25 protein-coding genes and 3 tRNA genes are annotated in these 26,348 nt (G+C 68.4%); 20 read left to right on the top strand and 8 right to left on the bottom strand.

The window, feature by feature from the left end; genetic code table 11:
• Window positions 1–5: 5 nt before the first annotated feature.
• The 3 genes from EDL96_RS10920 to EDL96_RS13375 are packed head-to-tail and all read right to left on the bottom strand — an operon-like array spanning window position 6 to window position 3,255.
• The gene (locus EDL96_RS10920) at window positions 6–1,037 is read right to left on the bottom strand and encodes a glycosyltransferase (RefSeq protein WP_123826046.1); all 1,032 of its coding nucleotides are present in this window, start codon (window positions 1,035–1,037) and stop codon (window positions 6–8) included.
• The gene (locus tag EDL96_RS10915) at window positions 1,034–2,083 is read right to left on the bottom strand and encodes a glycosyltransferase (protein WP_158609594.1); all 1,050 of its coding nucleotides are present in this window, start codon (window positions 2,081–2,083) and stop codon (window positions 1,034–1,036) included. The genes EDL96_RS10920 and EDL96_RS10915 overlap by 4 nt, the downstream gene beginning before the upstream one ends.
• The gene (locus EDL96_RS13375) at window positions 2,080–3,255 is read right to left on the bottom strand and encodes a glycosyltransferase family 1 protein (protein WP_158609592.1); all 1,176 of its coding nucleotides are present in this window, start codon (window positions 3,253–3,255) and stop codon (window positions 2,080–2,082) included. Before EDL96_RS13375 ends, EDL96_RS10915 begins: the two co-directional genes overlap by 4 nt.
• 304 nt (window positions 3,256–3,559) lie before the next feature.
• Between EDL96_RS13375 and EDL96_RS10910 the strand changes: the two genes are divergently transcribed.
• From EDL96_RS10910 to EDL96_RS10855, 12 genes are all read left to right on the top strand, one after another.
• Window positions 3,560–4,510 (top strand): glycosyltransferase family protein, encoded by a 951-nt coding sequence (locus tag EDL96_RS10910; protein ID WP_123826042.1) that lies wholly within the window; start codon window positions 3,560–3,562, stop codon window positions 4,508–4,510.
• A complete protein-coding gene (locus EDL96_RS10905) occupies window positions 4,507–5,781 on the top strand; it encodes a glycosyltransferase family 2 protein (protein ID WP_158609590.1) in 1,275 nt (424 codons plus the stop codon). The genes EDL96_RS10910 and EDL96_RS10905 overlap by 4 nt, the downstream gene beginning before the upstream one ends.
• Before the next feature lie 85 nt (window positions 5,782–5,866).
• Entirely contained in the window at window positions 5,867–7,051 is a 1,185-nt protein-coding gene (locus EDL96_RS10900) for a glucose-1-phosphate adenylyltransferase family protein (protein ID WP_123826038.1), read from the top strand.
• Between the two features lie 38 nt (window positions 7,052–7,089).
• Complete coding sequence (locus tag EDL96_RS10895; RefSeq protein WP_123826036.1) at window positions 7,090–7,308, top strand: hypothetical protein; 219 nt, start codon at window positions 7,090–7,092, stop codon at window positions 7,306–7,308.
• Window positions 7,309–7,520: 212 nt separating this feature from the next.
• The gene (locus EDL96_RS10890; protein WP_123826034.1) at window positions 7,521–9,218 is read left to right on the top strand and encodes a nitrite/sulfite reductase; all 1,698 of its coding nucleotides are present in this window, start codon (window positions 7,521–7,523) and stop codon (window positions 9,216–9,218) included.
• Window positions 9,215–9,976, top strand: coding sequence for a phosphoadenylyl-sulfate reductase (locus EDL96_RS10885; RefSeq protein ID WP_123826032.1), 762 nt, complete (start codon window positions 9,215–9,217; stop codon window positions 9,974–9,976). The genes EDL96_RS10890 and EDL96_RS10885 overlap by 4 nt, the downstream gene beginning before the upstream one ends.
• A 101-nt stretch (window positions 9,977–10,077) precedes the next feature.
• On the top strand, window positions 10,078–11,019 hold the full coding sequence (cysD, locus tag EDL96_RS10880; protein WP_199732593.1) for a sulfate adenylyltransferase subunit CysD: 942 nt from the start codon (window positions 10,078–10,080) through the stop codon (window positions 11,017–11,019).
• Window positions 11,020–12,441 carry a sulfate adenylyltransferase subunit 1 gene (locus EDL96_RS10875; RefSeq protein ID WP_123826030.1) on the top strand — a complete coding sequence of 474 codons (1,422 nt, stop codon included), beginning with the start codon at window positions 11,020–11,022 and terminating at the stop codon, window positions 12,439–12,441.
• Window positions 12,442–13,662 (top strand): ABC transporter substrate-binding protein, encoded by a 1,221-nt coding sequence (locus EDL96_RS10870; protein ID WP_123826028.1) that lies wholly within the window; start codon window positions 12,442–12,444, stop codon window positions 13,660–13,662. It abuts the gene before it with no gap.
• The gene (locus tag EDL96_RS10865) at window positions 13,659–14,501 is read left to right on the top strand and encodes an ABC transporter ATP-binding protein (RefSeq protein WP_233568848.1); all 843 of its coding nucleotides are present in this window, start codon (window positions 13,659–13,661) and stop codon (window positions 14,499–14,501) included. Before EDL96_RS10870 ends, EDL96_RS10865 begins: the two co-directional genes overlap by 4 nt.
• Window positions 14,491–15,414, top strand: coding sequence for an ABC transporter permease (locus tag EDL96_RS10860; protein WP_123826026.1), 924 nt, complete (start codon window positions 14,491–14,493; stop codon window positions 15,412–15,414). The genes EDL96_RS10865 and EDL96_RS10860 overlap by 11 nt, the downstream gene beginning before the upstream one ends.
• Window positions 15,415–15,525: 111 nt before the next feature.
• On the top strand, window positions 15,526–16,929 hold the full coding sequence (locus EDL96_RS10855) for an FAD-dependent oxidoreductase (protein ID WP_123826024.1): 1,404 nt from the start codon (window positions 15,526–15,528) through the stop codon (window positions 16,927–16,929).
• 120 nt (window positions 16,930–17,049) lie between these two features.
• Here the strand turns inward: EDL96_RS10855 and EDL96_RS10850 are convergent, their stop codons facing one another.
• Window positions 17,050–18,402 carry a D-arabinono-1,4-lactone oxidase gene (locus EDL96_RS10850; RefSeq protein ID WP_123826022.1) on the bottom strand — a complete coding sequence of 451 codons (1,353 nt, stop codon included), beginning with the start codon at window positions 18,400–18,402 and terminating at the stop codon, window positions 17,050–17,052.
• A gap of 96 nt (window positions 18,403–18,498) precedes the next feature.
• Window positions 18,499–18,846, bottom strand: a complete 348-nt coding sequence (locus EDL96_RS10845; protein WP_123826124.1) for a metallopeptidase family protein — start codon at window positions 18,844–18,846, stop codon at window positions 18,499–18,501.
• A gap of 52 nt (window positions 18,847–18,898) precedes the next feature.
• On the opposite strand from EDL96_RS10845, the gene EDL96_RS10840 reads away from it, so the two are divergent.
• The 3 genes from EDL96_RS10840 (at window position 18,899) to EDL96_RS10830 (ending at window position 19,331) form a co-directional block, all read left to right on the top strand.
• Window positions 18,899–18,971: transfer RNA gene (locus EDL96_RS10840), tRNA-Glu, on the top strand.
• A 162-nt stretch (window positions 18,972–19,133) separates the two neighbouring features.
• Window positions 19,134–19,207 (top strand) — tRNA-Asp (locus tag EDL96_RS10835).
• Window positions 19,208–19,258: 51 nt separating this feature from the next.
• Window positions 19,259–19,331: transfer RNA gene (locus tag EDL96_RS10830), tRNA-Phe, on the top strand.
• Between the two features lie 72 nt (window positions 19,332–19,403).
• On the opposite strand, the gene EDL96_RS10825 is transcribed toward EDL96_RS10830, so the two are convergent.
• Together EDL96_RS10825 and EDL96_RS10820 are read right to left on the bottom strand one after the other, a co-directional pair.
• Window positions 19,404–20,276, bottom strand: coding sequence for a hypothetical protein (locus EDL96_RS10825; RefSeq protein WP_123826020.1), 873 nt, complete (start codon window positions 20,274–20,276; stop codon window positions 19,404–19,406).
• 7 nt (window positions 20,277–20,283) lie between these two features.
• Complete coding sequence (locus EDL96_RS10820) at window positions 20,284–21,090, bottom strand: exodeoxyribonuclease III (protein WP_123826018.1); 807 nt, start codon at window positions 21,088–21,090, stop codon at window positions 20,284–20,286.
• 340 nt (window positions 21,091–21,430) lie between these two features.
• On the opposite strand from EDL96_RS10820, the gene EDL96_RS10815 reads away from it, so the two are divergent.
• Window positions 21,431–22,633 (top strand): putative glycoside hydrolase, encoded by a 1,203-nt coding sequence (locus EDL96_RS10815; protein ID WP_123826016.1) that lies wholly within the window; start codon window positions 21,431–21,433, stop codon window positions 22,631–22,633.
• 9 nt (window positions 22,634–22,642) lie between these two features.
• Here the strand turns inward: EDL96_RS10815 and nadE are convergent, their stop codons facing one another.
• Window positions 22,643–23,464, bottom strand: a complete 822-nt coding sequence (gene nadE, locus EDL96_RS10810; RefSeq protein WP_123826014.1) for an ammonia-dependent NAD(+) synthetase — start codon at window positions 23,462–23,464, stop codon at window positions 22,643–22,645.
• Between the two features lie 109 nt (window positions 23,465–23,573).
• Here nadE and EDL96_RS10805 point away from each other — a divergent pair, with 109 nt between their 5' ends.
• From EDL96_RS10805 to EDL96_RS10790, 4 genes are all read left to right on the top strand, one after another.
• The gene (locus EDL96_RS10805) at window positions 23,574–23,972 is read left to right on the top strand and encodes a TOBE domain-containing protein (RefSeq protein WP_123826012.1); all 399 of its coding nucleotides are present in this window, start codon (window positions 23,574–23,576) and stop codon (window positions 23,970–23,972) included.
• Entirely contained in the window at window positions 23,969–24,793 is an 825-nt protein-coding gene (gene modA / locus EDL96_RS10800; RefSeq protein WP_233568846.1) for a molybdate ABC transporter substrate-binding protein, read from the top strand. Before EDL96_RS10805 ends, modA begins: the two co-directional genes overlap by 4 nt.
• 113 nt (window positions 24,794–24,906) lie before the next feature.
• Window positions 24,907–25,686 carry an ABC transporter permease gene (locus tag EDL96_RS10795; RefSeq protein WP_123826120.1) on the top strand — a complete coding sequence of 260 codons (780 nt, stop codon included), beginning with the start codon at window positions 24,907–24,909 and terminating at the stop codon, window positions 25,684–25,686.
• A complete protein-coding gene (locus EDL96_RS10790) occupies window positions 25,683–26,339 on the top strand; it encodes an ATP-binding cassette domain-containing protein (protein ID WP_123826010.1) in 657 nt (218 codons plus the stop codon). The genes EDL96_RS10795 and EDL96_RS10790 overlap by 4 nt, the downstream gene beginning before the upstream one ends.
• The last annotated feature ends 9 nt before the right edge of the window (window positions 26,340–26,348 follow it).

Raw genomic sequence — 26,348 nt, 5'->3', positions numbered from 1 at the left:
TCCCGTCACCCGCCCACCCCCAGGATCACGTCGGCCGCGCGCCGTGCAGCACCCTGCGTCTGCCAGCTGGACCACCTGGGGTTCTGCCGGCGAGCGTGATCGATGATCCCGGGCCACTGCTCGGGCTCGGGCATGCGGGCCGGAACGCCGTCGGGAAGGACCGCGAGTCCGGCATCAGCCAGGAGGGTGGCGGTGGCCAGTTGTTCGTCGAACGGCCGATCCTGCGGGACGACGACGACCGACGTGCCCAGCGCCGCGAGGTCCGCGACTGAGTTCTGCCCGGCCGCCGTGACCACCACATCCGCCGCCCGCAGTACGGGATACGGGTCGGCCATCCAGCGTCCCGCGCCGATCAGCGTGCAGGAGGCCCCCGACCCCTCAAGCGTTGCGGCCACCTCCTGCCAGTACGACTCCGGGGCATCGGTCCCGCCGGCCCCCAGCAGGATCACGACGGAGCGGCCGGCTGCGTGCGAGGGGCCGCGCTCGCCGTCGTCGGTCGAGGGGGTCGAAGACCTGGCGGGGGCGGACGGGTCCCGGTCCCAACGGGTGATGCCGCCGACCGCGTGGACCCGGTCGGCAACCGGGCGGAGGTGGCGGGGAATCTCCACCCAGTCGGGCCAGGCGGCGATGATCGCATCGGCCACCCGGTAACCCAGGGCGTGGGGATCGTCCGGGCGGACTCCGGGCATGGCCTGCACCGTGACCGGCACGCCCATGGCGCGGATGAACACGGCCATCTCCACGGACACGTCGACGTGCACCACGGAGGGCCTAGTGTCCCGGATCCAGGCGGCCACGAACGCCATACGGTCCGCCAGGCCGACGTGATGCGGGGGTGCCCAGTGGAAGGCCCCGTGCGCGGTGAGTTGATCGGGATCGCAGCCGGACTCCGCCGGTGCGTCCAGAGGCAGGAGGAGGTCCGCCTGCGGGTTGGAGGACAGGATCGTGGTGTCCACGGAGGGGCCCATCGCCCGCGCGATCGCGCGGCACCGCGTCAGGTGACCGGATCCCTGGTGGTGGGCGTAGAAACCGATCACGGCGTCAGAACCCCCAGAAAGTGGTGCAGGTATCGGTCCAGCATGATGTCCAGATCGAATCGAGAGGTGGCCAGGGCCCGGGCCTCTGCCCGCGGTTGGCGCAGGGCGGCGACCGCGGCCCGCACCAGGTCGTCGGGGCAGCCCGGGGCGGCCAGATGGTCGGGGACGTCCTCGAGCACCTCGGCAACACCGCCACGGGCGATTGCCGCCACCGGGGTTCCGCACGCCATGGCTTCGATGCTGACCAGCCCGAACGGCTCGTCCCACGCGGGTGTCACGAGCGCGACGTCGGCCAGCCCCACCTGCCGCACGATTTCCCGCGGGCTCAAGGACCCCATCCACCGAACGTCACTCCCCAGGTGCGGGCGGATCTGCGAGTGGAAGTACGCGGGATCCGCATTGCGTCCGATGAGGGTCAGCGGCAGTCCGAGGCGCCGACAGGTTTCGATGGCCAGATGCGGCGCCTTCTCCCGGGTCAGGCGACCGAACCAGACGGCACCCTGACCACCGGGGCCGGGTGTCCACAGCCGAGTGTCCACGCCGTTGTGCACCACCTGGGGCGACGTCGGAAGGTTCCATTGCGCGGCCGTGAAACGGCTCACGGCGGTGAATCGGCCCGCCGCCGACCCCGCGGCGTCGATGGCCTTCTGCATCGGCTCCTGCGGAGGTACGTGCAGGGTGGTGATCATCGGCGGGCTGCCCATCGGGTCCGGGTGCAGCATGACGGGGTGGGAACTGTTGTTGTGGATGACGTCGTAGTCGGAGGAGTCCAGGTGGCGTCGGACCCTCACGTAGGACTCGGTTTCGGTCTCGTCGGCGCCGGGTGGGTAGGCATCGTCCCTGGCCAGATCCTCGAATCCGGTCCAGTCGATGCCCGGGAACTCAAGAGCGGCCTGATGCCCGATGGACCCGCGGGCCGCGAACAGGTCCACGGTCAGGCCGCGCCGTCGTAGGCCCGCGACCAGGTGATGCACGAAGACTTCCAGCCCACCTCCGAACGGCGGGGCAATGGGCAGGCGCGAAGGCCCGACGACGGCGATCCTCACGGTGCCACCCCCGCCGCCGTCCCTGTCGTCTGCCCAACCGTCTGTCCACCGACGACGTTGCTGAGCAGGACGCGATGCGCGTGGACGACGTCCCGGTGCTGGGCGACGCGGTCTCCGCGGTACGGCAGGGACCGGTTCGGTAGGGAGCGGTGTGACCCGGCGGTCGTCGTCGCTGTCAGGGCGCGGAGGGTGGCGCGTGCGGCGTCGGCACCGTCCCCCGTGCGGTAGGTCTGGACCGCGTCGGGTCGGTCGGCTTGGCCCGCGTAATGACCGTAATCCGGCGCAACGACGGCGACACCCAGGTCCCGGCACATCTCCAACCACCCCGAGTGGGTTCCGTGCGTGTAGGGCAGGATCACGGCGTCCAGCGACATGATCCGTGCGAAGAGGTCACGGTCTTCGAAGCGCTCGTGCAGGTGGAGAACACCCCTGTGTGCGGCCGTCGTTTGAGGGTGGAACTCGGTCCGCAGGGATTCGACGAGTGGGTGCTCGGACGAGGAGCGGTGGGCGAAGACCCGGAGGCCCACCTGTTGCGTGCATGAGCTGAGTTCGCGGTGCAGATCGCGGTAGAAACCGGGGTCCTGGACGGTGTTGACCCGGAGGTCCTTGAGGAAGACCCCCACGGCCGCGCGGGTTGTGGGAGTTGGGTGGGTCGAGGTATCGCGGAGTTCTTGAACCGTCTGCGGTGCCACCACGAAGGGGTGCGGGGTCACGATTGCTTCCCGCCCGTATCCGGATCGGATGGCGGCGGCCGCCGAAGCGGTCAGCGTCAGCACCGCGTCCGCAGCTCTGATCAGAATGCTTAGGCGCGTGTGGTGGTCTTCCTGTCCGTCCTTCGGCAGGTGGGGGTTGTCCAGGTCGTGAACCGTGATGACCAGCCGGATGTCGCGGGCGGCGCAGGTGTCCACGAATTCCTGGATCTGATCCGGAGTGCGGTGTTCGAAGCCGAAGTGGAGGTGGATGACTTCCGGCGGGGATTCGAGATGACGGAGCTGGTCCGCTTCCAGATAAGGGTGAGGCTGCCACTCGCTGAATGCGGGTTCCGACGTTCGTGGCGGGGTGACGATTCGAAGGTCTTCGCCTTGCGGCAGGACCGCGCGGACGTAGGGGTGATCCGCAGGGACGGGTGCCACCTTGAGGGGGTGGCATTCATGGCCCGTGGTGGGGCTCATCTGGCATCCTTCCCGGAGGCTTCTCGGGCGAGGACCGGCCCGTCCGCGCGTCGTTGACCTGGATGATCTGGCGACGGGCAACCCCAATAATCACCAGCCTGACTAACAGTACACTTACGGGGTTAGTGAAGGAGGCTCGATGGATGCGCGGTCGGAAGAGTCGCAGAGGGGCGGCGCACCTCCCTCCGGTGACCAGGTAGGGCGTGCACAGATGCACGTTGATGTTGTCCGTCACGCGGTCATCGGTCCGCCCCACCACGGGGTGACTCGGTACGGGCGGGGTCTCCTTGTGGCGGCGCGGACCGTGGAAGCCGCCGATGCTGCCGGCCACCGCCTACGCCACGTGGACCTTGAAACCGCCAGCCCTGGCCGTGCCGATCTGTTGCACGTCCCCTTCACGGACCGGATTTTCGGAGCAACTCTGGATGCTGCCGTTGACTCCGTGCGTCATCTGCTGGACCGCGAAGCACCGCGATCCTGGGTCGTGAACCTGCACGACCTGCCTCAGCGTGAGGAAGGCGCCGATCGGTACTCCCGGCGGGCAGCGGCCTATGCGTGGTTGGCGGCGCGGGCGGACGTCGTCGTCGCGAACTCCCAGCATGAAGCCCGGGGCGTGCACGACCTTCCCGGGTGTGCGGACGTCAATATTCGTGTGATCCCGCTGCCTCTTGAGCCGGTTGCCGCTCCCGGAACCGGCCGCCGCGCCCCCGACGGCGAACCGCTGCGGGGCGGAGATCCGCCGACGCCGGCCGACATCGGTCTGCTCGGCTTCGTCTACCCGGGAAAGGGCTATGAGCGCCTGATCGATGCCGCTCCGGTCGGCACGTGCGTGCGCGCCATCGGCCAGGCGGCCGAGGGTCATCACGACTACCTGCATGACCTCATGGAGCGGGCCCGGCAGCGGGGCGTGGACTTCGAGGTCACGGGGTACGTCCCGGAGGGAATGCTTGCCGCGGAACTGCATGCCGTGAACGTCCCGGTGTGCCCGCATCGGCATGTTTCGGCCTCCGGGTCCTTGAACACCTGGATCGCTCACGGGCGGGTTCCGCTGGTCCTCGAGAGCCCGTACATGATCGAGATTGCGCATCGGTGGCCTGGTGCCGTGACCGTGGCCACCGCACAGGATTTTCGGTCCCGTTTGCTCGAATGCCTCGGGGATCCGCGGCGAACTCGCGCGCTCGGGGCGCCGCCGTCGTGGGGGTGGAGCGAGGTGGCTGCCGCCTACTCCCGGGTGTGGGCGGAGGAGCTGTCATGACGCCGACCGTGTCCGTGGTGGTGCCGTACTACCGAGATCAAGACGGGCTGTCCGCGGTGCTGACCGGCCTTGCGGAGCAGGATCACCCGGGCCCGATTCAGGTGATCGTGGCCGATGACGGATCGCCCACGGCCCCGTCCGTGGGGGAGTACGACGGTCTGGAGATCACGGTCGTCCGGCAGGAGGACCGTGGGTTCCGGGCCGCTGCCGCTCGGAACTTGGGTGCGGCGGCGGCCACGGGTGAAGTCCTGGCCTTCCTGGACGGGGACACGGTGCCGCAACCGGGCTACCTGGGCGCCGTCGTTGCCGCTCTACGCAGAGAGCCGGGGGCCTTGGTGGTGGGATCGCGGAAACACGTGGACATGTCGGTGGATCCTCCCCGTGACCTTGGCGAACCGCAGTGGCTCGCGCAGGCCTGGGAGACCACGGAGGATCTGCGGCACGCGGATCACACGGGATTCCGCTACGTCATTTCTGCGGTTCTTTCCTGCCGACGCGAGGTCTTCGAGGCCGTGGGCGGATTCGATGCGTCGATGATCGGGTACGGGGGAGAGGACTGGGAGTTCGCCTGGCGGGCCTACCAAGACGGTTACGACCTGCGGCACGAATCTGCCGCCGTGGCCGTGCACCGCGGCGCCGACTGGGGTGCGCGGAGCCTGGCCGACCTGGAACTGGCCCGGCAGCAGAAGAACGCGGAGTCCATCCGGCTGGCCACGCGCATCACCCATCCCACGATGCGCCAGACGGGGGTGGTTCACGCCGTACCGGACCTGTCAGTGCGATGGGACCGGTCGGCGCCGGGCACCAAGACGTACGACGACGGCGCCGCAGCCCTGGTCATCGCGGACCTGCTGAGCGCGGGGGACGTGCACGTGACCTTGCGGTCCCCGCGGGACGAGTATGGATCCCAGGTGCGCCCTTCGGCTGGTCTGGCTGATCTGTTCGCAGCGGATCCTCGGGTACATCGCAGAATGGCCCCGTGGGAGGAGGACGGGAGCAGGGTGCAGCCACGGATCGACGTGGAGGTCAGGCACCCGTGCCGAGTGCCACGCGGGGAATTGCAGGCTGCCTGCGAGGACATCGCACAGTCCGAACTGCTGGGAGATATCGTGGACGACGCCGGGCGAATCCTGTTCGCCGTCACTCCGCGCAGAGTGAAGGCACGCGGGGTCACGGAGGTTCACCGGGTGGTCCGATCGTGGGCGGCGCTGGAGCCGGACGTGCGCCTGGAAGACGTGTTCCGGTCGGAAGGGGCGGTGGACAGCACTTGAGCAGACCGCACGGTTGATGGCGTCGCCCTGGTTCAGTAGCCCACTTATTACCTAGAGTTGAGTTTCGAACGGATCGAGGTGGCGCATGCGGATTCCGCGGACGTTGGTGTTGGTCCTGGCCGGTGGCAAGGGCTCACGCATGGGTGCCCTGACGGAGAAGAAGGTCAAACCCGCACTGCCGCTGGCCGGCTCCTACAGGTTGATCGACGTGTCCATGTCCAACCTGATGCACTCGCACCTCTCCGATGTGTGGGTGGTCGAGCAGTACCTCCCGCACAGTCTCAACGCCGTCTTGGACAACGGCCGTCCGTGGGACCTGGACCGTACGCACGGGGGACTGCGGGTGCTGCCACCCTTCGAAGGCGCCACCGGGGAGGGTTTCGCCCAAGGCAACTCGGACTCGCTCCACCGGCAGCACGACCTGATTCGGGACTTCGACCCCGACCTGGTGCTGGTCCTGAGCGCGGATCACCTCTACACGATCAACTTCCTGGACGTGATCGACACGCACCTGGAACACCAGGCCGATCTGACCGTGGTCACCACGCGCATCGACGACGACGCCTCCCGCTACTCGGTGGTCACCGCGGACGACGACGGCGTGGTCACCGGTTTCCAGTACAAGCCCGACGAGCCCGCGGGGCAGGTCGTGGCGGGCGAGATGTTCCTGTTCGAGGCGGCTCACCTCCTGGAGGGGCTCACCACCCTGAAACGTGAGTACGGAGACCTCGAGGACTACGGGCACGACCTGCTGCCGTGGTTCGTGCAGCACCGCAGGGTGGTCGAGCACCGGATGTCCGGCTACTGGATCGATCTGGGCACCCTGCAGTCCTACTGGACCGCGCACATGCAGTTGTTGGACGGGGAGGGCGCCGCCCTGGACGACCCCGACTGGCCGATCCTCTCCGCACAACCGCAGCGGGTTCCGGCCCACCTGGGCGGCACGGCCTCCGTGAGTGACTCCCTGTTGACCGCGGGCTCCAGGGTGCGGGGCACCGTGGAGCACTCGGTGATCGGCACCGGCGTCGTCGTGGAGGAGGGTGCGACGGTGGTCAATTCGGTCCTGCTCGACGACGTGCGGGTGGGTCCCGGTGTGGTCCTGGAGAACGTGATCGCCGATGTCGGGGCGCAGATCACCGGCGGCAACCGCAGGGGGAGCGTGGAGGCCGTGACGCTGATCGGCGACGACGGGCTGGTGTCCACCAGTGAGCCCTTCGACCCCGCAGAGGCCCTGCCCCGTGGGGTGGACCCCGTCCGTCAGCGAACTTAGTGTGAGGTGTGCAGCACACGGATGAAAGGGAGTGCGTCATGTCGGAAGCCATGAACGAGAACAAGGACCCCGTGGCAGGGGAAGTAGCAGGGGACATTGCCGCTGACACCGGTGGCCGGGCGCAGGAGTCGATCAAGATGTCGCCGCAGGAAGAGCAGGATGCCGCGGAGCACTCCTCGCTCGAGACGGAGCCGGCCGACGAAGGCGTAGGCGCCCTGACCGACAACACCGGCGAGCACCCCGCAACCAACAACTGACCCCCCGCCCCCCCCACCCCAACCCCCCCCCCCCCCCCCCCCCCCCCCCCCCCCCCCCCCCCCCCCCCCCCCCGCCGTTTGGGGGTTTGTTCCGCCTTTTCGCCCTATTTGGGGCAACACCCCCGAACTCGGCGGAGATGGGCGGGGGTGGACTGTGACCGACTGTTACAAGAAACGTGACCTCGCCACGTCTCGGGGCGTTCACTGGGGCGATGACGACTTCCGCCCCCACGCGACCTCCCCGCGCTCGCAAGCCCAAGCCCGAGGGCCAGTGGAAAGTTGACGGCAAGGAGCCCTTGAACCACAACGAGGAGTTCAAGGCCGCCGATGATGGTTTTCACGTCCGCGCCCGGATCGAGGAGACCTACTCCAAGGACGGGTTCGCCTCGATCGATCCTGACGATCTGCACGGCCGTTTCCGCTGGTGGGGCCTCTACACCCAGCGCAAGCCCGGGATCGACGGCGGCAAGACCGGCTCCCTGAGCGACGCCGAGATCGAGGACGAGTACTTCATGATGCGCGTCCGCCTGGACGGCGGGACGCTCACCCGGCAGCAGCTCAAGACCCTGGCCACGATCTCCACGGAGTTCGCCCGCGGCACCGCTGACATCACCGACCGCCAGAACATCCAGTACCACTGGATCCGGATCGAGGACGTTCCGGAGATCTGGCGCCGTCTGGAAGAGGCCGGGATGGACACCGTCTCCGCGTGCGGCGACGTGCCCCGCGTGATCCTGGGATCGCCGGTGGCCGGCGTGGCTCAGGACGAGATCATCGACCCCACCCCGGTGCTCGAGCAGATCAAGGCCGAGGTCCGCACGCTCGAGTTCTCCAACCTGCCGCGAAAGTACAAGACCGCTGTGACCGGCTCCCCGGCCCTGGACGTGGTGCACGAGATCAACGACTGCTCGTTCGTGGGTGTGGTGCACCCCGAGCTGGGCCCGGGCTACGACATCTGGGTGGGCGGTGCACTGTCCGTGCAGCCCTTCCTGGGGCAGCGGCTCGGCGCCTTCGTGCGCGAAGACCAGGCGCTGGACGTGTGGCGCGGGGTCACCGGAATCTTCCGTGACTACGGCTACCGCCGCCTGCGCAACCGCGCCCGGCTGAAGTTCCTGGTCAAGGACTGGGGCGTGGAGAAGTTCCGCCAGGTGCTGCAGGACGAGTACCTGGGCTACGAACTGGCCGACGGGCCCGCACCCGCCCAGCCGACCGAACCCGGCGACCACATCGGTGTGCACAAGCAGCAGGACGGCCGGAACTTCATCGGCGTGGCCCCGCGGGCCGGCCGGGTTCCCGGGCAGCTGCTGCACGATCTGGCCGACGTCATGGAACGCTTCGGCTCCGACCGGTTGCGCACCACCCCCCACCAGAAGCTGCTGGTGCTGGACATCGACGACGACGACGTCACCGACGCCGTCGACGCCCTCAACGCCCTGGACCTGCCGACCAAACCCGGCGCGTTCCGGCGGACGACCATGGCCTGCACGGGCATCGAGTTCTGCAAGCTGGCGATCGTCGAGACCAAGGAGGTCGCCTCCGAGGTCATGGACGACCTGGACCGTCGCCTGGAGGACGTGGACCTGCCCGCACCCATCACCCTGCACATCAACGGGTGCCCGAACTCCTGCGCCCGCATCCAGGCCGCGGACATCGGCCTCAAGGGCCAGTTGCTGCCCACCGAGGACGGCGGTCAGAAGCCCGGCTACCAGGTCCACCTGGGCGGCGGGTTCTCGAGCGCCGAACGAGGGATGGACGCGAGTCTGGGCCGCACCGTCCGAGGCCTGAAAGTCTTCCAGGACGAGCTGGCCGACTACGTGGAAAGATTGACCCGGCGCTTCCTGGAACAACGGGAGCCGGACGAGAGCTTCGCTGCATGGAGCATCCGTGCCGAGGAGGACGATCTGAAATGACAACCCCCACCGTTGAAACAACCGCCCGCAACGAAGAACAGTTGCGCGAACTCGCACGCACCGGCGCCCGGGAACTGGGTGCCGAGCTGAGTCCCGAAGGCACCGTGCCCGAGCAGGGCGAAGCCGACCACCTCGCCGCCATCCGCTGGGTGGCCGAGAACTTCCCGCAGGCCAGGATCGCCGTCGCGTGCTCGATGGCCGATGCGGTGCTTCCCGCACTGGTGGCCGACCAGATCCCCGGCGTGGACGTGCTGTTCCTGGAGACCGGTTACCACTTCCCGGAGACCGAGGGCACCAAGGAAGCCGTCAAGTTCATGCTCGACGTGAACGTGGTGGACGTGATGCCCAAGCTGAGCGTGGCGGAGCAGGACGAGCAACACGGCAAGGACCTGTTCTCGACCGATCCCACCGCCTGCTGCCGCATGCGCAAGGTCGAACCGCTCGCCGAAGCCCTCCAGGACTACGACGTCTGGTTCACCGGGGTCCGCCGCGACGAGTCCCCCACCCGGACCAACGCACCCCTGGTGGCCTTCGACGAGACGCACAAGATCGTCAAGGTCAACCCGATGGTCCGCTGGTCCCTGGACGAGCTCACCGACTACTCGAACGCCCACGGCCTGCCGGTGAACCCATTGCTCTCGGACGGCTTCCTCTCGATCGGCTGCGCACCGTGCACCCGGCGCGTGGCCCCCGGCGAGGACCCCCGCGCGGGACGCTGGTCCGGCACCGACAAGATCGAGTGCGGCATCCACCTCTGACCGGCAACCCCGCACAGGCCCCGTACCGCGGGGCTGCAGCCTCGAGGCAACCCTCGAATTCCCACCTGACCCATCGGGCTTAGACGCCAGGAGATCTCATCATGTCGCAGACGCCGCAGACGGCCGTGCGTGAACACCCCACGGGGACCGGTGAACAATCCGCCCTGGACGCGTTGGAATCGGAATCCATCCACATCATCCGGGAGGTGGTCGCGGAGTTCGACCGCCCGGCCATGCTGTTCTCCGGCGGTAAGGACTCGGTGGTCATGCTCCACCTGGCCGCCAAGGCCTTCTGGCCCGCCGCGATCCCGTTCCCCGTGCTCCACGTGGACACCGGGCACAACTTCCCGGAGGTCCTGGAGTTCCGCGACCGCACGGTCGAGCGCCTCGGGCTGCGGCTCGTCGTCGCCAGCGTGCAGGACTACATCGACGACGGCCGCCTCACCGAACGCCCCGACGGCACCCGCAACCCCCTGCAGACCGTGCCGCTGTTGGACGCGATCATGGACAACAAGTTCGACGCCGTGTTCGGCGGTGGCCGACGGGACGAGGACAAGGCCCGCGCCAAGGAGCGCATCCTGTCCCTGCGTGACGAGTTCGGCCAGTGGGACCCGCGTAACCAGCGCCCGGAGCTGTGGAACCTCTACAACGGGCGCCACACCGCCGGTCAGCACGTCCGCGCCTTCCCGATCTCCAACTGGACCGAGCTGGACATCTGGCGCTACATCGAACGCGAGAAGATCGATCTGCCGCCCATCTACTTCGCGCACGACCGCGACGTGTTCCGGCGTGACGACATGTGGATGGCCGTGACGCCCGTGTCCCAGCCCAAGGAGACGGAGCCGGTCGAGGTGCAGAAGGTCCGCTACCGCACCGTGGGCGACATGTCCTGCACGGGCGCGGTGCTCTCCGATGCGGATTCCGTGGACCGCGTGGTGGCCGAGGTGGCCGTGTCCACGCTCACGGAACGCGGGGCCACCCGCGCCGATGACCGCCTCTCCGAGGCCGCCATGGAGGATCGCAAGAAGGACGGGTACTTCTAAATGGGCGCCCAGACCCAGCCAACGCACGCCCCAGCAGCTTCGACGGAGACCTCTGTGACGGACACCCCCACGATCGACCCCGGATCGCTGTTCCGCTTCGCCACCGCCGGTTCGGTGGACGACGGCAAGTCCACCCTGGTGGGCCGCCTGTTGCACGACGCCAAGGCGATCCTGGCCGACCAGCTCGAAGCGGTCACCAGGACCTCCGAGGAACGCGGCTTCGGTGGCGGCTCCGGTCGGATCGACCTGGCCCTGCTCACCGACGGCCTGCGCGCCGAGCGGGAGCAGGGCATCACGATCGACGTCGCCTACCGGTACTTCGCCACGGACCGTCGCTCCTTCGTGCTCGCGGACTGCCCGGGGCACGTGCAATACACCAAGAACACCGTCACGGGCGCTTCGACCGCCGACGCCGTCGTGTTGTTGGTCGACGCCCGCCACGGGGTGGTCGAGCAGACCCGCCGCCACCTGGCCGTCACGGCGTTGCTGCGGGTTCCCCACGTGATCGTGGCCGTGAACAAGATCGACCTGGTCGACTACTCGCAGGAGCGGTTCGACCAGATCGCCGCGGACATCACCCGCGTCGCGCACACCTTGGGCGTGGAACAGCTCAAGGTCGTTCCCGTGAGCGCACTCGAAGGTGACAACGTCGTCGATGCCTCCGAGCACACCCCGTGGTACACGGAAGGTTCCTACGACGGCCGCCCCCTGCTGCGGATCCTGGAGGAACTGCCCACGGTGGACGAATCCGGTTCGGGTGAGGCACGGGCCTTCCGGTTCCCCGTGCAGTGGGTCATCCGCCCGCAGGGTGGCGTGGCCCAGGGCGTGGATGCGGAGGCCACCCGCGACTACCGCGGATACGCCGGTCAGATCGCCTCCGGCACGGTGGCCGTCGGTGACAAGGTCGTCGTTCTGCCCTCGGGTCGCACGACGACGGTCACGGGCATCGACGTCGCCGGGACGGCCGCCACGGTGGGCGGGGCGTTCCCCGGGGAACAGCTGCAGGAGGCCGCGGCACCGCGATCGGTGACGCTGCGCCTGGCCGATGAACTCGACGTCGCCCGCGGCGAACTGATCGCAGGCGCCAGCCCCGAACCCCCGGAGGCAGTCCAGGACTTCACCGCCCGACTCGCCTGGCTGGGGGCCAACCCGCTGCAGCCGCGAGCCCGCGTGCTGCTCAAGCACGGCACGGCAACCGTGCAGGCGATGGTGACCTCCGTGGACGGTCGGGTGGACCTGGACACGATGGAACTCACCGAGGCCACCGGGCTCGAACTCAACGACCTGGGAACCGTGACCCTGCGAACCGCCTCACCGCTGCCGCTGGACGACTACTCGGACCTTCGCCGGACCGGTGCCTTCCTGCTGATCGATTCCCAGTCCGGGAACACGCTGGCCGCCGGTCTGGTCGGGGAGAGCTGAGTGGCCCCGGACCCCACGCCACCCGCAGACGCCCGGGAAACCCTCCGTACCGAAACCCGCACCGCAGGTGGCAACCAGCGGCGGCCGGGACGCCGTCGTCGGATCGGGTGGCCCGCCGTGCTGACCGGGCTGGCGGTGCTGTGCGTGCTGACCGTGACCGCCACGGTGCTGCGCGCCAACGGGACACTGGACGCCATCGAGGACGCGAACGTCCAGACCTCCGACGCCGAATCGGTCACCCTGGGGTACTTCGGCAACCTGACCCACGGCCCCGCGCTCGCGGGCGTCGAGAAGGGCTACTTCGAGGAGGCCCTGGGGGACACCGAGCTGAAGACCCAGGTGTTCAGCACCGGCCCCACCACCATCGAGGCCATGAACTCCGGTGAGGTGGACATCGCCTTCATGGGGCCCAACCCCGCGATCAACTCCTTCGTGCAGTCCGGGGGCGAATCGGTGACCATCGTGGCGGGAGCGACCTCGGGTGGGGCGCAGTTCGTCGTGTCCGACGACGTCTCCGGCGAGGACGACCTGGCCGGCCGGACGTTCGCGACCCCCGACTTCGGCGGTACCCAGGACGTGGCCCTGCGCGTGTGGCTCGAGGAGCAGGGCTACGAGGTGGACACCGGATCCCCGGATTCCGTCTCGATCACCCCGATGCCCTCCGGGCAGGCCTTGCAGACCTTCCGACAGGGTTCGATCGACGGCTTCTGGGGCCCCCAGCCGTGGGTGACCCGGATGCAACAGGAAGAGGGCGGAAAGGTCCTGGTGGACGAACGCGACCTGTGGCCCGACGGTCGGTACCCCACGACCGTCCTGGCCGTGCGCACCGAATTCCTCAAGGAGCACCCCCAGACCGTGGAGAAGCTGCTGAACGGGATGGAGGACTCGGTGGAGTACCTCAACACCGCGGAGACGACCGAGGCGGTCGAGACCCTCAACGACGGGTTGGAGGGCGCCCAGACCGAACCGCTGGAACCCGAGACCATCGAGGCCTCTCTGGAAGCGATGGAGTGGACCACGGATCCCATGGAATCCGCCTATCCCACCCTGCTCGAGAACGGCGTGAAGGCCGGGACCACGGAGGACGCCTCCCTGGACGGGTTCGTGGACGACACGTACCTCAACACCGTGCGGGAACAGCGCGGACTGGACCCGGTTGGTGGCGACGCCGCGGCGGCCGCCGTGCCGTCGTCGTCGGGAACCCGGAAGGAGGCCGCGTGAACGCCTCAACCGCGATGACCCGGGCAACACCACAGGGGACACCCCGCGAGACGTCCGCGCCGTCGGCCGCTCCGGAGGCCGTCATCCGCCTGGAGAATCTGGGCAAGACCTTCGTGGCCGAGGACGGCCCTGTCCTGCAGAACCTGGACCTGACGATCGAACGAGGTCAGTTCGTGGCGCTGCTGGGTGCCTCCGGCTCCGGCAAAACAACACTGCTCAACGTCGTCGCCGGTCTGGAGGAACCCACCGAGGGTTCGGTGACCGCTCCCGCGCAGGGGGCGGCCATGATGTTCCAGGACTCCGGCCTGTTCCCCTGGCTCACCGCCGGCAAGAACGTGGAACTGGCGCTGGAGCTGGCAGGGGTGGCCAAGGCCGACCGGACCGACCGGGCCCGTGAACTGCTGGAGCTGGTGCGTCTGCCCCACGTGGCGGACAAGCGCCCCCACGAACTCTCGGGTGGCATGCGGCAACGCGTGGGGTTGGCCCGCGCCCTGGCGCAGGAGCGGGAGGTCCTGCTCATGGACGAACCCTTCTCCGCGCTGGACGCCATCACCCGCGACCTGCTGCAGGACGAGGTCCTGCGGATCTGGGAGGTGACCGGGCGGACCATCGTGTTCATCACCCACAACGTTTCGGAGGCCGTGCACCTGGGGCAGCGGGTGCTCCTGCTGTCCTCGCGTCCCGGGCGCATCGTCCAGGAATGGGACACAGGCCCGTGGAAGGACCCCGCCTCCTACGGCTTCGAAGCCGGGGGCCAGTCCCGCGAGGAGACCCTCGACGAACTGACGCGCACCATCACACACCGGCTGAGGGAGGAGATCGGTCGCCATGCCCGCTGACGCTTCTTCCGTCACCCGGACCCGCTCGGACCAGGCCGGACAGAACCCCGACCAGGAACCGCGGGACAACGCAGCCGCCCTGGCGGGTCTGGACGCCCTCCAGGCCGGTGGCGGTCCCCGACGTTCCCGGGGTGAAATCTTCCGCACCCGAGTGGCCCCGCCGCTGATCGCGCTGCTGGCCGCCGTCATGGTGTGGCAACTGGTCGTGGCCCTGGTGGACCCCCGGCCGGACATCATGCCCGGCCCGCTCACGGTGGGCCGCCAGGTGTGGGCCTCCGTCCTGGACGGGAGCCTGCCCGGCGCTCTCGCCACCTCCCTGTGGCGCGGGGTCAGCGGCTTCCTGATCGCCGTCCTGGTGGCCACACCCTTGGCGCTGCTGATCGCCCAGTGGGCCGGTCTGCGCAGCGCCATCGGGCCCCTGATCACGGGCCTCCAGGTGCTGCCGTCCGTGGCCTGGGTCCCCGCCGCGATCGTGTGGTTCGGACTCTCGGACGCCACCGTGTACTTCGTGGTGCTCATGGGCGCGATCCCGTCGATCGTCAACGGCATGCTGTCCGGGATCGACCAGATCCCGCCGCAGTTGCTCAAGGCCGGGCGCGTCCTGGGAGCCGAGGGCTGGAAACTGGCCGCCAAGGTGGTCCTGCCGGCCGCCATGCCGGGCTACGTCGCCGGACTCAAGCAGGGGTGGGCGTTCTCCTGGCGCTCGCTCATGGGCGCGGAACTGATCGCAATCGGCGGATCGATCGGTTTCGGCCTAGGCTCGTTGTTGGCCCAGGGTCGTACGGTCTCCGACATGGCGATCGTGCTCACCGCGGTGCTCAGCATCCTGCTGGTCGGCATCGTGGTGGAACTGCTGTTCTTCAACCCACTCGAAAAGCGCCTTCTGCGCGGCCGGGGGCTCCTGGCCCGTTGAGTGGGTGACAGGCGAACGACGCGCGGCCACGGCCGCCGTCGTCGCCCCATGACTTTGTGAACTGATGTGTAAACCGGCCCCCTCACGGGTGGCCGAGAGGAGAGGAAACCAGTGGTAGAGACCACCCCGGGCAAGCGTCCCCTGCGAGTGGCTGTGATCGGTGCCGGTCCGGCCGGGATCTACACCGCCGATATGCTCACCAAGTCGGATGCGGTGAAGAACGGGGAGATCGAGGTGGCGATCGACCTGTTCGACCGCTACCCCACCCCCTTCGGGCTGATCCGCTACGGCGTGGCCCCCGACCACCCCCGCATCAAGGGCATCGTGAGCGCACTGCGTTCCATCCTGGGGCGCGGTGACATCCGATTCTTCGGCAACGTGGACTACGGAGCGGACCTGACCCTGGGGGATCTCAAGGAGCACTACGACGCCGTCGTCTTCTCCACCGGTGCCGTCAACGACGCCCCGCTGCAGGTCCCCGGCGTGGAACTGGACGGCGTCTACGGCGCTGCCGAGTTCGTGGCCTGGTACGACGGTCACCCTGACTATCCGCGCACCTGGCCGTTGAACGCCGAGAAGGTCGCCGTGATCGGCAACGGCAACGTGGCCCTGGACGTGGCTCGCGTGCTGGCCAAGCACGCCGACGACATGCTCACCACGGAGATCCCGGGCAACGTCTACCAAGGGCTCAAAGCCAACCCGGTCACGGACGTGCACGTGTTCGGCCGCCGCGGCCCCGCGCAGATGAAGTTCACCCCGTTGGAGCTGCGTGAACTGGCGAAGGTCCCGGACGTGGACCTGATCGTGCACGGCGAGGACATTTCCGAGGAGCACGTCGCCGAGGAAGCCGCCGGGGACAACAATCAGGTCAAGGTCATGCTCAAGACCCTGCGCAAGTGGCTCGAGGACGATTCGCCCAAGACGGCCTCCCGCCGCCTGCACCTGCACTTCTTCCAGCGTCCGGAAGAGGTCCTGGGAGAGGACGGCAAGGTGGTCGCCCTGCGCACCGAGCGCACCCGTTTGAACGACGACGGATCCGTCACCCCCACCGGTGAGTACTTCGACCACGAGGTCGGCGCGGTCTACCACGCCATCGGTTACCTGGGCTCACCGCTGGCGGAGATCCCGTTCGACCTGGAGCGGGGCGTGATCCTCAACGAGGAAGGGCGGGTTCTTGACCCCAACGGCGTGGTGCACCCCGGCGTGTACGCGACCGGGTGGATCAAGCGCGGGCCCGTGGGGCTGATCGGGGCCACCAAGTCCGATGCCCTTGAGACCATCACCCACCTGCTCGAGGACGTGCCCACCCTGGTCGGCGCCGAGCAGCCGGAGCAGGACGCCGTGATCGCGTCGATGGAGGCCAAGGGCATCCAGTTCACCACCTGGGACGGGTGGTTGCAGCTGGACGAGTACGAGCAGAGCCTGGGCGCCTCCTCGCACGACGCGGAGGGCAACCCCCGCGAACGGGTCAAGGTCGTAGAGCGCGACGAGATGGTGCGCGTCTCCCGCGCCTGAGCCACCCCTTCTGCGCAACCACCCCTCCTGCGCCGCCCTTAATGCGCCGAGTTCGGGGTTGTTCCGCCTATTCGACCGGATAGGCGGAACAACCCCGAACTCGGCGTGTGGGGTAAGACCTCAGATGCCCAGGAGCCGGCGCACGGGGTCGGTCAGGAAGACGCCGTCCGGATCCAGGTGCTCGCGGATGCGCAGGAAGTCCTCCCAGTGGGTGTACTTGGGGGCCAGGTCCTGGGCGTCAAGTGTGTGCCGGGTGCCCCAGTGGGGCCGGGCTTCATGGGCCATGAACACGGACTGCAGTTCGTCGAAGACCTCCGGGGACCAATTGCGCCAGAACTGCCGCACGGAGATCCACCCGGTGTACCGCCCGTGCGCTGGGGACATCCAGGCCTCCTCCGGCGGGGCGCAACGCACCGCCAACGGGAGACCCAAGTGCGGGGTCGTGCGTTCCAGGAGCTTCCGGACGTCCTTGAATGTGCCCGGGAGGTCTTCGATGGGCACGCCCCATTCCGTTTGTACGAACTTGACCGGCCGGGCCGAGGCGAAGACCTTGTAGGAGAGGTCCGTGAATCGTCGGGAGCTGGCCGCCAGGGTGTCGAGCCGGTTCAATCCCGGTACGGCCTTGGGCGCCCAGCCCGCCAGCCGGTTCAAACCCAGCGGGAGGCCGCGGCGGAGCACGGTGTCATCCATGCGGCGGACGGTCTGCGCCACCTTGGACCCCGGTTTGGACCATTCGTCCGGCAGCCGGTGCAGCCGGGTCAGGATGTGCGAATGTGCGGAGCCGTTCGAGGGAGACCAGAAGAACTCGAAGTGATCGGCCGAAGCCATGCGCTCACCAAGAGCGTCCACCAGCTGGTCGACCGGTTCCTTGAACTCCGTCGAGTGCAGCCGGAACGACGGTTCACACTGGAAAGTCACGGCGGCGATCACCCCGATCACCCCCAGGCCGGCTCGTGCTGCCTGAAACACCTCGCGGTTCTGGGCCGGTGAGCACTCCAGGAATTCGCCGTCGGCGGTGACCAGCGTGAGGGCACAGACCTGACCGGACAGGGACGCGTAGCCCGTGCCGGTTCCGTGCGTGGCCGTGGAAATCGCGCCAGCGACCGTCTGGTGCAGCACATCGGGCAGGTTGGAGAAGGCCAGCCCCTCACCTTCCAGGATCTTGGCGGCCCGGATCAGCGTGGTCCCGGCCAGGAAGCGCGCCTGGTTGCTGCCCCGGTTGACCTCCAGCAGCCCGGTGAGTTCCGTCAGGTCCAGACGGACGTCGCGGGGGGACGCCAGTTCGTTGAAGCTGTGCCCCGAACCCGCAGGGCGCAGACCCAGGCCTGCGTCCCGCGCGGCCACGACGGTCTCGGTCAACTCCTCCATGGTCCGCGGCCGCACGGTCCGGACGTCATCCACCCGGTGTACGCGGTCCCAGGTGCTCCAGGTCTCCGCTTCCACCTCGGACGGCAAGCTGTGCGGCTGGTTCATGGTCGAGCCTCCCCTCCCTGCGGCATGGTCCATTGACGGTGCCGCCACGTCCCATCTTTGCACCCGCCGCACGTGAGATCGCTCAACAACCGCACCTCAGCCCCAACCGAGCTCGTGCAACCGGGATTCGGAGATGCCGAAGAAGTGCGCAATCTCGTGGACCACGGTCACGGTGATCTCGTGCACCAGTTCATCGCGCGTGGAACACATGCGTTCAAGCGGTCCCTGGAAGACGCGGATGGTGTCCGGCAAGGACCCCATCCAGGAGGAGTCGCGTTGGGTCAACGGCACCCCTTCGTAGAGCCCCAGCAGATGGGGGTCCGACGGCGGGGGTTCCTGCTCGATCAGGATCACCACGTTCTCCATCGCCCGGAACAGCTCGTCCGGGATCAGGTCGATGGCGTCGTCGACCGCCACCTCGAACTCCTTGCGCGAAAACCGAATCACACTCTCATTGTGAATGCTGGTACAGTAGGCGATCGTCCGAGAGGACAAGGCCCCCATCGTCTAGCGGCCTAGGACACCGCCCTTTCACGGCGGCGGCACGGGTTCGAATCCCGTTGGGGGTACTCGTTCAACAACCACAAGGGCGTTGAACCTGATCGACGGATTCGCACGCGAACAGCGTGAGGCCACCGCGATTTGCCTTCGGGGACAGTGCTGGTGCTAGTATCTGACCTCGTTGGAAACGGCAGGAACCGCGTGAAGACGCGGATTTTGCCACCACACCAGGCCCTGTAGCGCAGTTGGTTAGCGCGCCGCCCTGTCACGGCGGAGGTCGCGGGTTCAAGTCCCGTCAGGGTCGCAAGGACGGCGTCAGCTCAGCTGAGGCCGTCTTGGCATCCCAAGGATGTCTGGCTCTGTAGCTCAGTTGGTAGAGCGTACGACTGAAAATCGTAAGGTCACCGGATCGACGCCGGTCGGAGCCACTGAGACCCCCGCGTAGCTTCTACATCGCGGGGGTTTCTTCGTGCCCGGGGACGTTTCGCGGCAGCCGGACCTCAGCTCGCGTGCTCCAGGTGCGCCAACGGCATCCACCGCATCATCAGGCGCCGGAAAGCCACACCGGCATCCTCCACGTCGCCGTCTTCGATCATGTGCAGGGCGTCGTCCAGGTCCCGCGGACTCTCGTCTGGCTGGAGGCCGTCGGCGATCGAGCCGTAGTGCAGGCAGATCAATGCCGTGGGGGAGAACGCTCCCGCCCAGCGACTCAACCGGGACAGGTCTTCCCCCAGTTCCTGCAGGTCGTCGTTGCCCGAATGTGCCAGGACCTTCGCTCCCCAGGACGCGCGGCGGGCCGCGACGTCGGCGGGGACCGCCAGGCGGTGGGAGATCTCCCCGTCCTGGTCCAGGGGCGCCCGGTCCTCGTCGGAGAACAGCGCGAACCAGCTGACGGGAACGGTCCAGTCGGACTCCCGCGCGTACAGGGGCAGGAAGTGTTCGGGTTCCGCGGTGCGCCCCTTGTCGCGGATCTCGTCCTCGCTCAGCAGCAGGGTGATCAGCGGATGGGACTTCTGCTGTTCGGGAGGGGCCACCAGCTGCATGGTCCGGCGCAGCCTCTGCGGCGGGTGGTAGACGGGGAAGTCCGCGGCGTCGGACAGGAGTTCACGTCGGCCACGGGGCGCCGTCGAGAACGACAGGGTCCACAGCGCCTCGTTCGTGGGCGGCAGGGCACCGTCCTCCTGTGCGGCCAGGCGGGCCAGTTCCTCCGCAAGCTGGGTGGCCGCGCCGACTTCCGGGGACACCGCCGTGCGGACCAGGGGTGTGTAGACGTCGTCGAGGTCGCGGGCCGCGACGTACACCCGCAGGCTGAAGCGCTGGGACACCCCGGTGGCGCCCCGCCAAGCGGTTCCGGCGTTGAGCAGCGGTGCCATGTGTGGGTCAGTTCCCGACGTCGATGACCACGGGTGCGTGGTCGGAGGCGCCTTTGCCCTTGCGTTCGTCGCGATCGATCACCGCACCCGTGACCTTTGCGGCCAGCGCGGGGGAGCACAACTGGAAGTCGATCTTCATGCCCTCCTTCTTGGGGAAGCGCAGCTGGGTGTAGTCCCAGTAGGTGTAGACGCCGGGGCCCGGGTTGTGCTCCCGAAGCACGTCCACGAAACCGGTCTCCAGGAACGCGTTGAAGGCAGCCCGCTCCGGTTCGGAAACGTGCGTCATGTGGTTGTCCAGGAAGAACTGCATGTCCCACACGTCCTCGTCCCGCGGGGCCACGTTCCAGTCCCCGGCCAGCACGATCTTGGCCTCCGGGTCCTCCGCCAGCCACTGCCGGGCACGCCGGTTGAGGGTGTCCAACCAGTTGAGTTTGTACGGCATGTGCGGGTCTTCCAGCCCGCGCCCGTTGGGCACGTAGAGGGACCACACGCGCACGCCGTTGCAGGTCGCACCGATCGCACGGGCCTCCTGAACGGCCTCCTGGTCGCCCTTGCCGAAGGTGGGCTGGTCGGGGAAGGTGCGTTCGACGTCGTCGAGCCCCACGCGGGAGGCGATGGCCACACCGTTCCACTGGTTCAGCCCGAAGTGGGCCACCTCGTACCCCGAGAACTCGAAGACCTCCCACGGGAAGTTGTCGTCCTTGGCCTTGGTCTCCTGGATCGCCAGAACGTCCACGTCCGATCGGTTGAGCCAGCCCTCCACGCGGTCGGCACGGGCTCGGATCGAATTGACGTTCCAGGTGGCGATCTTCATGGGTTCAACCCTAGGACAGGTTTCCGCAGCGGATCGACGGACGCGGCAGCCTTAACGTTCGTCATCTGCCGACGCTCCACCGCGGCCGCGGCGGCACTCTTTCGGGGACGGTGCCCGTGTGGAGCGACGTAACGGATTCCCGGGCCGCCGGATCCGGGATAATCCAGGAGACGCGGCCGTACCGGCCCGCGGGACGCTCGGGGGAACTCGGCCGGCGGCCACTGGGGGTGGTCGGCGGTGAGTGGGCGTCGGGTCCACGCGTGATCGGCCGCGAGCAGGGGTGCTCGACGTGCCGGTGACGCAAATCAGGTGCCCACAGGCGCCGAGGGGGGGGGGAAGCATGTCTGCAGGATCGTCGGGGTTGGGGGTCGACGCGGAAGCCGAAGTGCACTCTGCCCGCGAAATGGCGGGCGGGCCGGCGCCCGTTGTCTGGGCTCGTCGGGCCGTGTCAGGAGCGCTCGGGGACGACGGCGACGACGTCGCGCGTTGGGCGTCACGGTGCCGAGTGGCCGTCGTCGATGCGTGGGACCTGGGAACCGCCGAGCGGTTCAAGGCACTCGCCCCGGACACCCGGATCCTGTGCCGCAAGCACCTGACGATGGCCGATCCCGCGGAGACCGGTCCGCGCACTTCCTCCGGGATTTCTTACGCGCGCGCCGAAGCCCACGGCGGATGGTTTGCCACCGACCGCGCCGGTCAACGCATCGGCTGGGACGAAGGCACGGGCCCCGTGCACCTCCGGGTCTGGGATCCCGAGTACCGGGCGGCGTGGGTTGATGCCGTGACGGCCGAGGTCCGGGACTCACCCTTTGACGGCGTCCTGGCCGTGGGCGATCTGGAAGCCACGCCGCCCCTGGATCTTCCGCTGCCGGACCTGGGCTCCAAGGGGCAGCAACGCGAAGCCGTGGACAACCTGATCCACGCCGCGGGGGCCGCACTGGTGGGGGACGGAAAGATCCTGGTGACCGCCTTGGGCGATGCGCGACGGTCGCCGGACCGGTGGTCCGGACTGGCCCGGTGGGGCGGGGTCCTCGAGCCGGGATGGATGAGCACGGTGGGCGGACGTCTGTTGGACCCGGGAACCGCGCGTCAGCAGGCCGATCGACTTTGCCAGGGGGAGGAACATTCTTTGCCGGAGGACGCCGTCGCGATTCTGCGCACCCCCGTCCCCGTCGACCTCGCGGAGGAGGCAGCCGAGGACCTGGTTCGCTACGGATTGGCGGCGTTCTGGGTGTTCGGCGGGGGCCGTGGCCTGTACGCAGCCACCTCACCCGACGGGTCACACAGTCACTGGATCACGGACATGCAATGGGACCTGGGGCTGCCCCTGGAGCCACCGTCCGTCGTCGTGAACCTGTGGTCCAGGACCTTCAGCGCGGGGTGGGTCGCCGTGAACCTTGCCAGCGACGGCCGACGACGACGCCACGTCACCCTGCCGACGGGCTACCTCCTGCCGGACGGCTCCCGACCGCCGGAGCAAGTGGTTCTGGGGCCGCACCAGGGCATGGTGCTGGTCCGCGACCCGGGAACCGTTCAGATCTGAGGGGCTGATTCACCGCCACCAGGTGTCGAGGATGCTGACCGGGGTGGTGCGCTTGTGCCGGGTCGCCGTCCAGCGGGCCTCGATCTTCTCCGCCACGGTGGGGTCGATGTCGCGTCCCTCGAGATAGTCGTCGATGTCGTCGTAGGCGATGCCCAGCTCGGTCTCGTCCGTCTGGCCGGGGGCGCCGTCCAGCAGGTCCGCGGTGGGGACCTTCGACCACACGGATTCGGTGCCGCCCAGGTGCTTGGTCACGGAGCGGATCTGGCGCTTGTCCAATCCGAACAGCGGCAGGACGTCCGCAGCGCCGTCGCCGAACTTGGTGAAGAATCCCGTTACGGACTCCGCGCCGTGATCCGTGCCGATCACCAGGAGTTTGCGCTCGCCGGCCAGGGCGTACTGGGCTACCATGCGGGCGCGAGCCTTCACGTTGCCCTTGTTGTAGTCGGTGATGTCCCGCCCGGTGGCACCGACGAACCCTTCCACCATGCCGTCCACGAACGGTCCGATGTTGAAGGTGACGGTTTCATCCGGCGTGATGAAACCCAGTGCCTTCTGGGCGTCGTCCTCGTCCTGTTGGACGTTGTACGGGAGCCGGACCGCCACGAACACCGCCTCCCGGCCTTCTTCACGCAGGCGTTCCGCCGCCAGCTGCGCCAGCCTGCCTGCCAGGGAGGAGTCCACCCCGCCCGAGATCCCCAGGACGAATCCGCCCGCGCCCGTGGCCTTGGCGTAATCGCACAGGAACTGGACTCGTTCCTCGGCCGCCTGGGCGGGATCGATGACGGGCTGCACGCCCATTTCCTGGACGATGGTGCTCTGCAGTTCACGCATGGGCTCATCGTATCGACGGTATGTTTCCTGCCCGCTACAGAGAGCCAAGTATCCGCAACTGAGGGCAAAAAGGTGGGTTTGGTGCCGCAAGTGCGGATATGGTGCAGCCATGAGTCTTCTTCCGGTTGCCGATGCGGCCCATTTCCTGGGCGTCAGTGACGACACCGTCCGCCGCTGGATCTCCTCCGGGCGGTTGACCGGTTCCAAGGGGCCGTCCGGGCAGACGGTGGTGGACGGGGTGGAACTGGCCGAACTGGTCAAGAAGCAATCGGTGCACCCGGCCGATCCCACGGGTGTGATGAGTTCTGCGCGCAACCGCTTCGTGGGCCTGGTGACGTCGGTGACCTCGGACAAGGTTATGTCCCAAGTGGAGCTGCAGTGCGGACCGCATCGCGTCGTATCTCTCATGAGCACGGAAGCCGTCGAGGATCTCGGGCTAGTACCCGGGTCGGTGGCCACCGCGGTGGTCAAGTCCACGAATGTCATGGTCGAGGTACCGGGGGCGTGAGCCGTCAGGGACACGGCAGGGATTCCGCCGGGAGGTTCGGCTGGGCCCCGCTCTCCGGGGCGACGACGGCCGTGGTGGGAGCGGCGGTCATGGCATTGGCGCTCTCCGGCTGCGGAACGGGTGGCGGGGGCGGAGCCTCGGGAGAGAACACGACCCTGACCGTTTACGCGGCCGCATCCCTCACCGAATCCTTCGAGGATCTGGCCGCACAGTTCGAGGAGAACCACCCCGGGGTGGACGTCCAGCTGAACTTCGGGGGTTCCTCCACCCTGGTGACCCAGCTCCAGGACGGCGCCCCGGCGGACGTGTTCGCCTCCGCCGACCAGGCGAACATGGACAAAGCCGTTGACGCAGATCTGATCGACGGCAGCCCGAGCATCTTTGCCGGCAACACCCTGACCGTCGCCGTCCCGTCCGGAAACCCGGCGGGGGTCACTTCCTTCGAGGATCTGGCGGGGGACGACGTCGACGTCGTCGTGTGCGAAACCCGTGTGCCGTGCGGGACCGCCACGCAGAAGATCGAGGACCTGACCGGAGTGACGCTCGACCCGGTCAGCGAGGAGAGTTCGGTGACCGATGTGATGGGCAAGGTGACCTCCGGGCAGGCCGATGCCGGGGTGGTCTACCGCACCGACGTGAAGGCCGCCGGGGATTCGGTGGAGGAGGTCGAGATCGACCGCGCTGACCAGGTGGTCAACGAGTACCCGATCGCCACGGTCAAGTCCGCCGGGAACGCAGACCTGGCCCGGGAGTTCATCGAGCTCGTGGAAGGTCCTGATGGACAGGCGCGGCTCGCGGAGGAAGGCTTCCGTTCACCGTGACCACGGAGACCTCGAACGCCACGGACGGACGGCGCGGGAACCGGGTCGGCCGGGAGCACGGCGGTGCCGCGTGGAGTCGCGCTCGTCCTCGTCGACCTCGGTCTCACACGGCCCTGCCCTGGTGGGTGATCCTCCCGGCCGTCCTCGGGGCGCTGGTGGTTGCGGTCCCCGTCCTGGGGCTGGTGGTGCAGGTCGACTTCGCTGGATTCTGGCGGTTGATCAGTTCGGAGTCATCGGTGGCGGCGCTCTGGCTGAGTCTGCGGACGGCGGCCGCGAGCACGGCTCTGTGCATCCTGTTGGGCACCCCACTGGCGCTCGTCCTGGCGCGGTCGGATTTCACCGCAAAGCGCCTGGTGCGTTCCCTGATCCTGCTGCCGCTGGTGCTGCCGCCCGTGGTCGGCGGCATCGCGCTGCTGCACGCCTTCGGTCGGGCCGGCCTGGTGGGACGGTACTTCGAGGTCTTCGGATTCTCCGTGGCCTTCACGACCACCGCCGTCGTCCTGGCGCAGACCTTCGTGTCCTTGCCGTTCCTCGTGGTCGGCCTCGAGGGAGCCTTGCGCAGCGCCGGTACCCGGTACGAGGGCCTCGCGGCAACGCTGGGCGCGGGGCCGGGGACCGTGTTGCACCGGATCACGCTGCCGCTGGTCCTGCCCGGACTGGCCTCCGGCGCGGTGCTCGCCTTCGCCCGGAGCCTGGGGGAGTTCGGGGCCACGCTGACCTTTGCCGGCTCCCTGCAAGGGGTCACTCGCACGCTTCCGCTGGAGATCTACCTCCAGCGTGAGACGGACCCGGCCGCTGCGGTCGCGTTGTCGTTGGTCCTGGTCGCGGTGGCCGTCGCCGTCGTCGGGATTTCGGCCCCGCGTGCCTTCTCCGTGGGCGGGAGGCCAGGATGACCCTGAGCTTCCGTGTCCGGGTCGAGGACCGCGGGGTCGACGTCGCCCATGACCTGCCCCTCGGGCGAACGCTCGGCATCGTCGGCCCCAACGGGATCGGGAAATCCACCGTGCTCGAAGTGCTCGCGGGACTGCTCGCACCGCCCTCGGGGCACGCCCGAGTGGGGCCTCGGGTCCTCTTCGATCTCGACGACGACGGCCGGGGCCAGTGGGTGCCGCCGCATCAGCGAGGAGTGACCCTCATGGCCCAACGGCCACTGTTGTTCCCCCACCTGTCCGTGCTGGACAACGTGGCGTTCGGGCCCCGGTCACAGGGGGCGTCCCGCAAGGCGGCGCGGGAGGCAGCAGGCGATTGGTTGGCTCGGCTCGATGCCGACCGGTTCGCCGCGCGCAGGCCCGACTCCCTCTCCGGCGGCCAGGCGCAACGGGTGGCGCTGGCCCGGGCGCTCGCGGCCGAACCGGAGGTCCTCCTGTTGGACGAACCCTTGGCCCCGGTGGACATCGAGGGCAAAGCCGACCTGCGGCGATTGCTCGTGGACGTCCTGGGGGAGCGAACAGCCGTGGTGGTCAGCCATGACCCCTGGGACGTCCAGGCGCTCGCGGACGAAGTGCTCGAGATGGGACCCTTCCCAAATAGTAGGAAGTCCAACTAAGGTGTGCTC

Source organism: Kocuria soli (genome assembly GCF_003797835.1).
Classification (GTDB): Bacteria; Actinomycetota; Actinomycetes; order Actinomycetales; family Micrococcaceae; genus Kocuria; species Kocuria soli.
The sequence above is the reverse complement of the archived record's forward strand: the minus strand, read 5'-3'. Positions and strand labels throughout refer to the sequence as shown.

What these genes read in the sequence shown, in the direction of transcription:
- EDL96_RS13375 (WP_158609592.1), bottom strand. Translation starts at nt 3,255, where the DNA reads ATGAGCCCCACCACGGGCCATGAATGCCACCCCCTCAAGGTGGCACCC.
- EDL96_RS10905 (WP_158609590.1), top strand. Translation starts at nt 4,507, where the DNA reads ATGACGCCGACCGTGTCCGTGGTGGTGCCGTACTACCGAGATCAAGAC.
- EDL96_RS10900 (WP_123826038.1), top strand. Translation starts at nt 5,867, where the DNA reads ATGCGGATTCCGCGGACGTTGGTGTTGGTCCTGGCCGGTGGCAAGGGC.
- EDL96_RS10895 (WP_123826036.1), top strand. Translation starts at nt 7,090, where the DNA reads ATGTCGGAAGCCATGAACGAGAACAAGGACCCCGTGGCAGGGGAAGTA.
- EDL96_RS10890 (WP_123826034.1), top strand. Translation starts at nt 7,521, where the DNA reads ATGACGACTTCCGCCCCCACGCGACCTCCCCGCGCTCGCAAGCCCAAG.
- EDL96_RS10885 (WP_123826032.1), top strand. Translation starts at nt 9,215, where the DNA reads ATGACAACCCCCACCGTTGAAACAACCGCCCGCAACGAAGAACAGTTG.
- cysD (WP_199732593.1), top strand. Translation starts at nt 10,078, where the DNA reads ATGTCGCAGACGCCGCAGACGGCCGTGCGTGAACACCCCACGGGGACC.
- EDL96_RS10875 (WP_123826030.1), top strand. Translation starts at nt 11,020, where the DNA reads ATGGGCGCCCAGACCCAGCCAACGCACGCCCCAGCAGCTTCGACGGAG.
- EDL96_RS10860 (WP_123826026.1), top strand. Translation starts at nt 14,491, where the DNA reads ATGCCCGCTGACGCTTCTTCCGTCACCCGGACCCGCTCGGACCAGGCC.
- EDL96_RS10850 (WP_123826022.1), bottom strand. Translation starts at nt 18,402, where the DNA reads ATGAACCAGCCGCACAGCTTGCCGTCCGAGGTGGAAGCGGAGACCTGG.
- EDL96_RS10825 (WP_123826020.1), bottom strand. Translation starts at nt 20,276, where the DNA reads ATGGCACCGCTGCTCAACGCCGGAACCGCTTGGCGGGGCGCCACCGGG.
- EDL96_RS10820 (WP_123826018.1), bottom strand. Translation starts at nt 21,090, where the DNA reads ATGAAGATCGCCACCTGGAACGTCAATTCGATCCGAGCCCGTGCCGAC.
- EDL96_RS10815 (WP_123826016.1), top strand. Translation starts at nt 21,431, where the DNA reads ATGTCTGCAGGATCGTCGGGGTTGGGGGTCGACGCGGAAGCCGAAGTG.
- nadE (WP_123826014.1), bottom strand. Translation starts at nt 23,464, where the DNA reads ATGCGTGAACTGCAGAGCACCATCGTCCAGGAAATGGGCGTGCAGCCC.
- EDL96_RS10805 (WP_123826012.1), top strand. Translation starts at nt 23,574, where the DNA reads ATGAGTCTTCTTCCGGTTGCCGATGCGGCCCATTTCCTGGGCGTCAGT.
- EDL96_RS10790 (WP_123826010.1), top strand. Translation starts at nt 25,683, where the DNA reads ATGACCCTGAGCTTCCGTGTCCGGGTCGAGGACCGCGGGGTCGACGTC.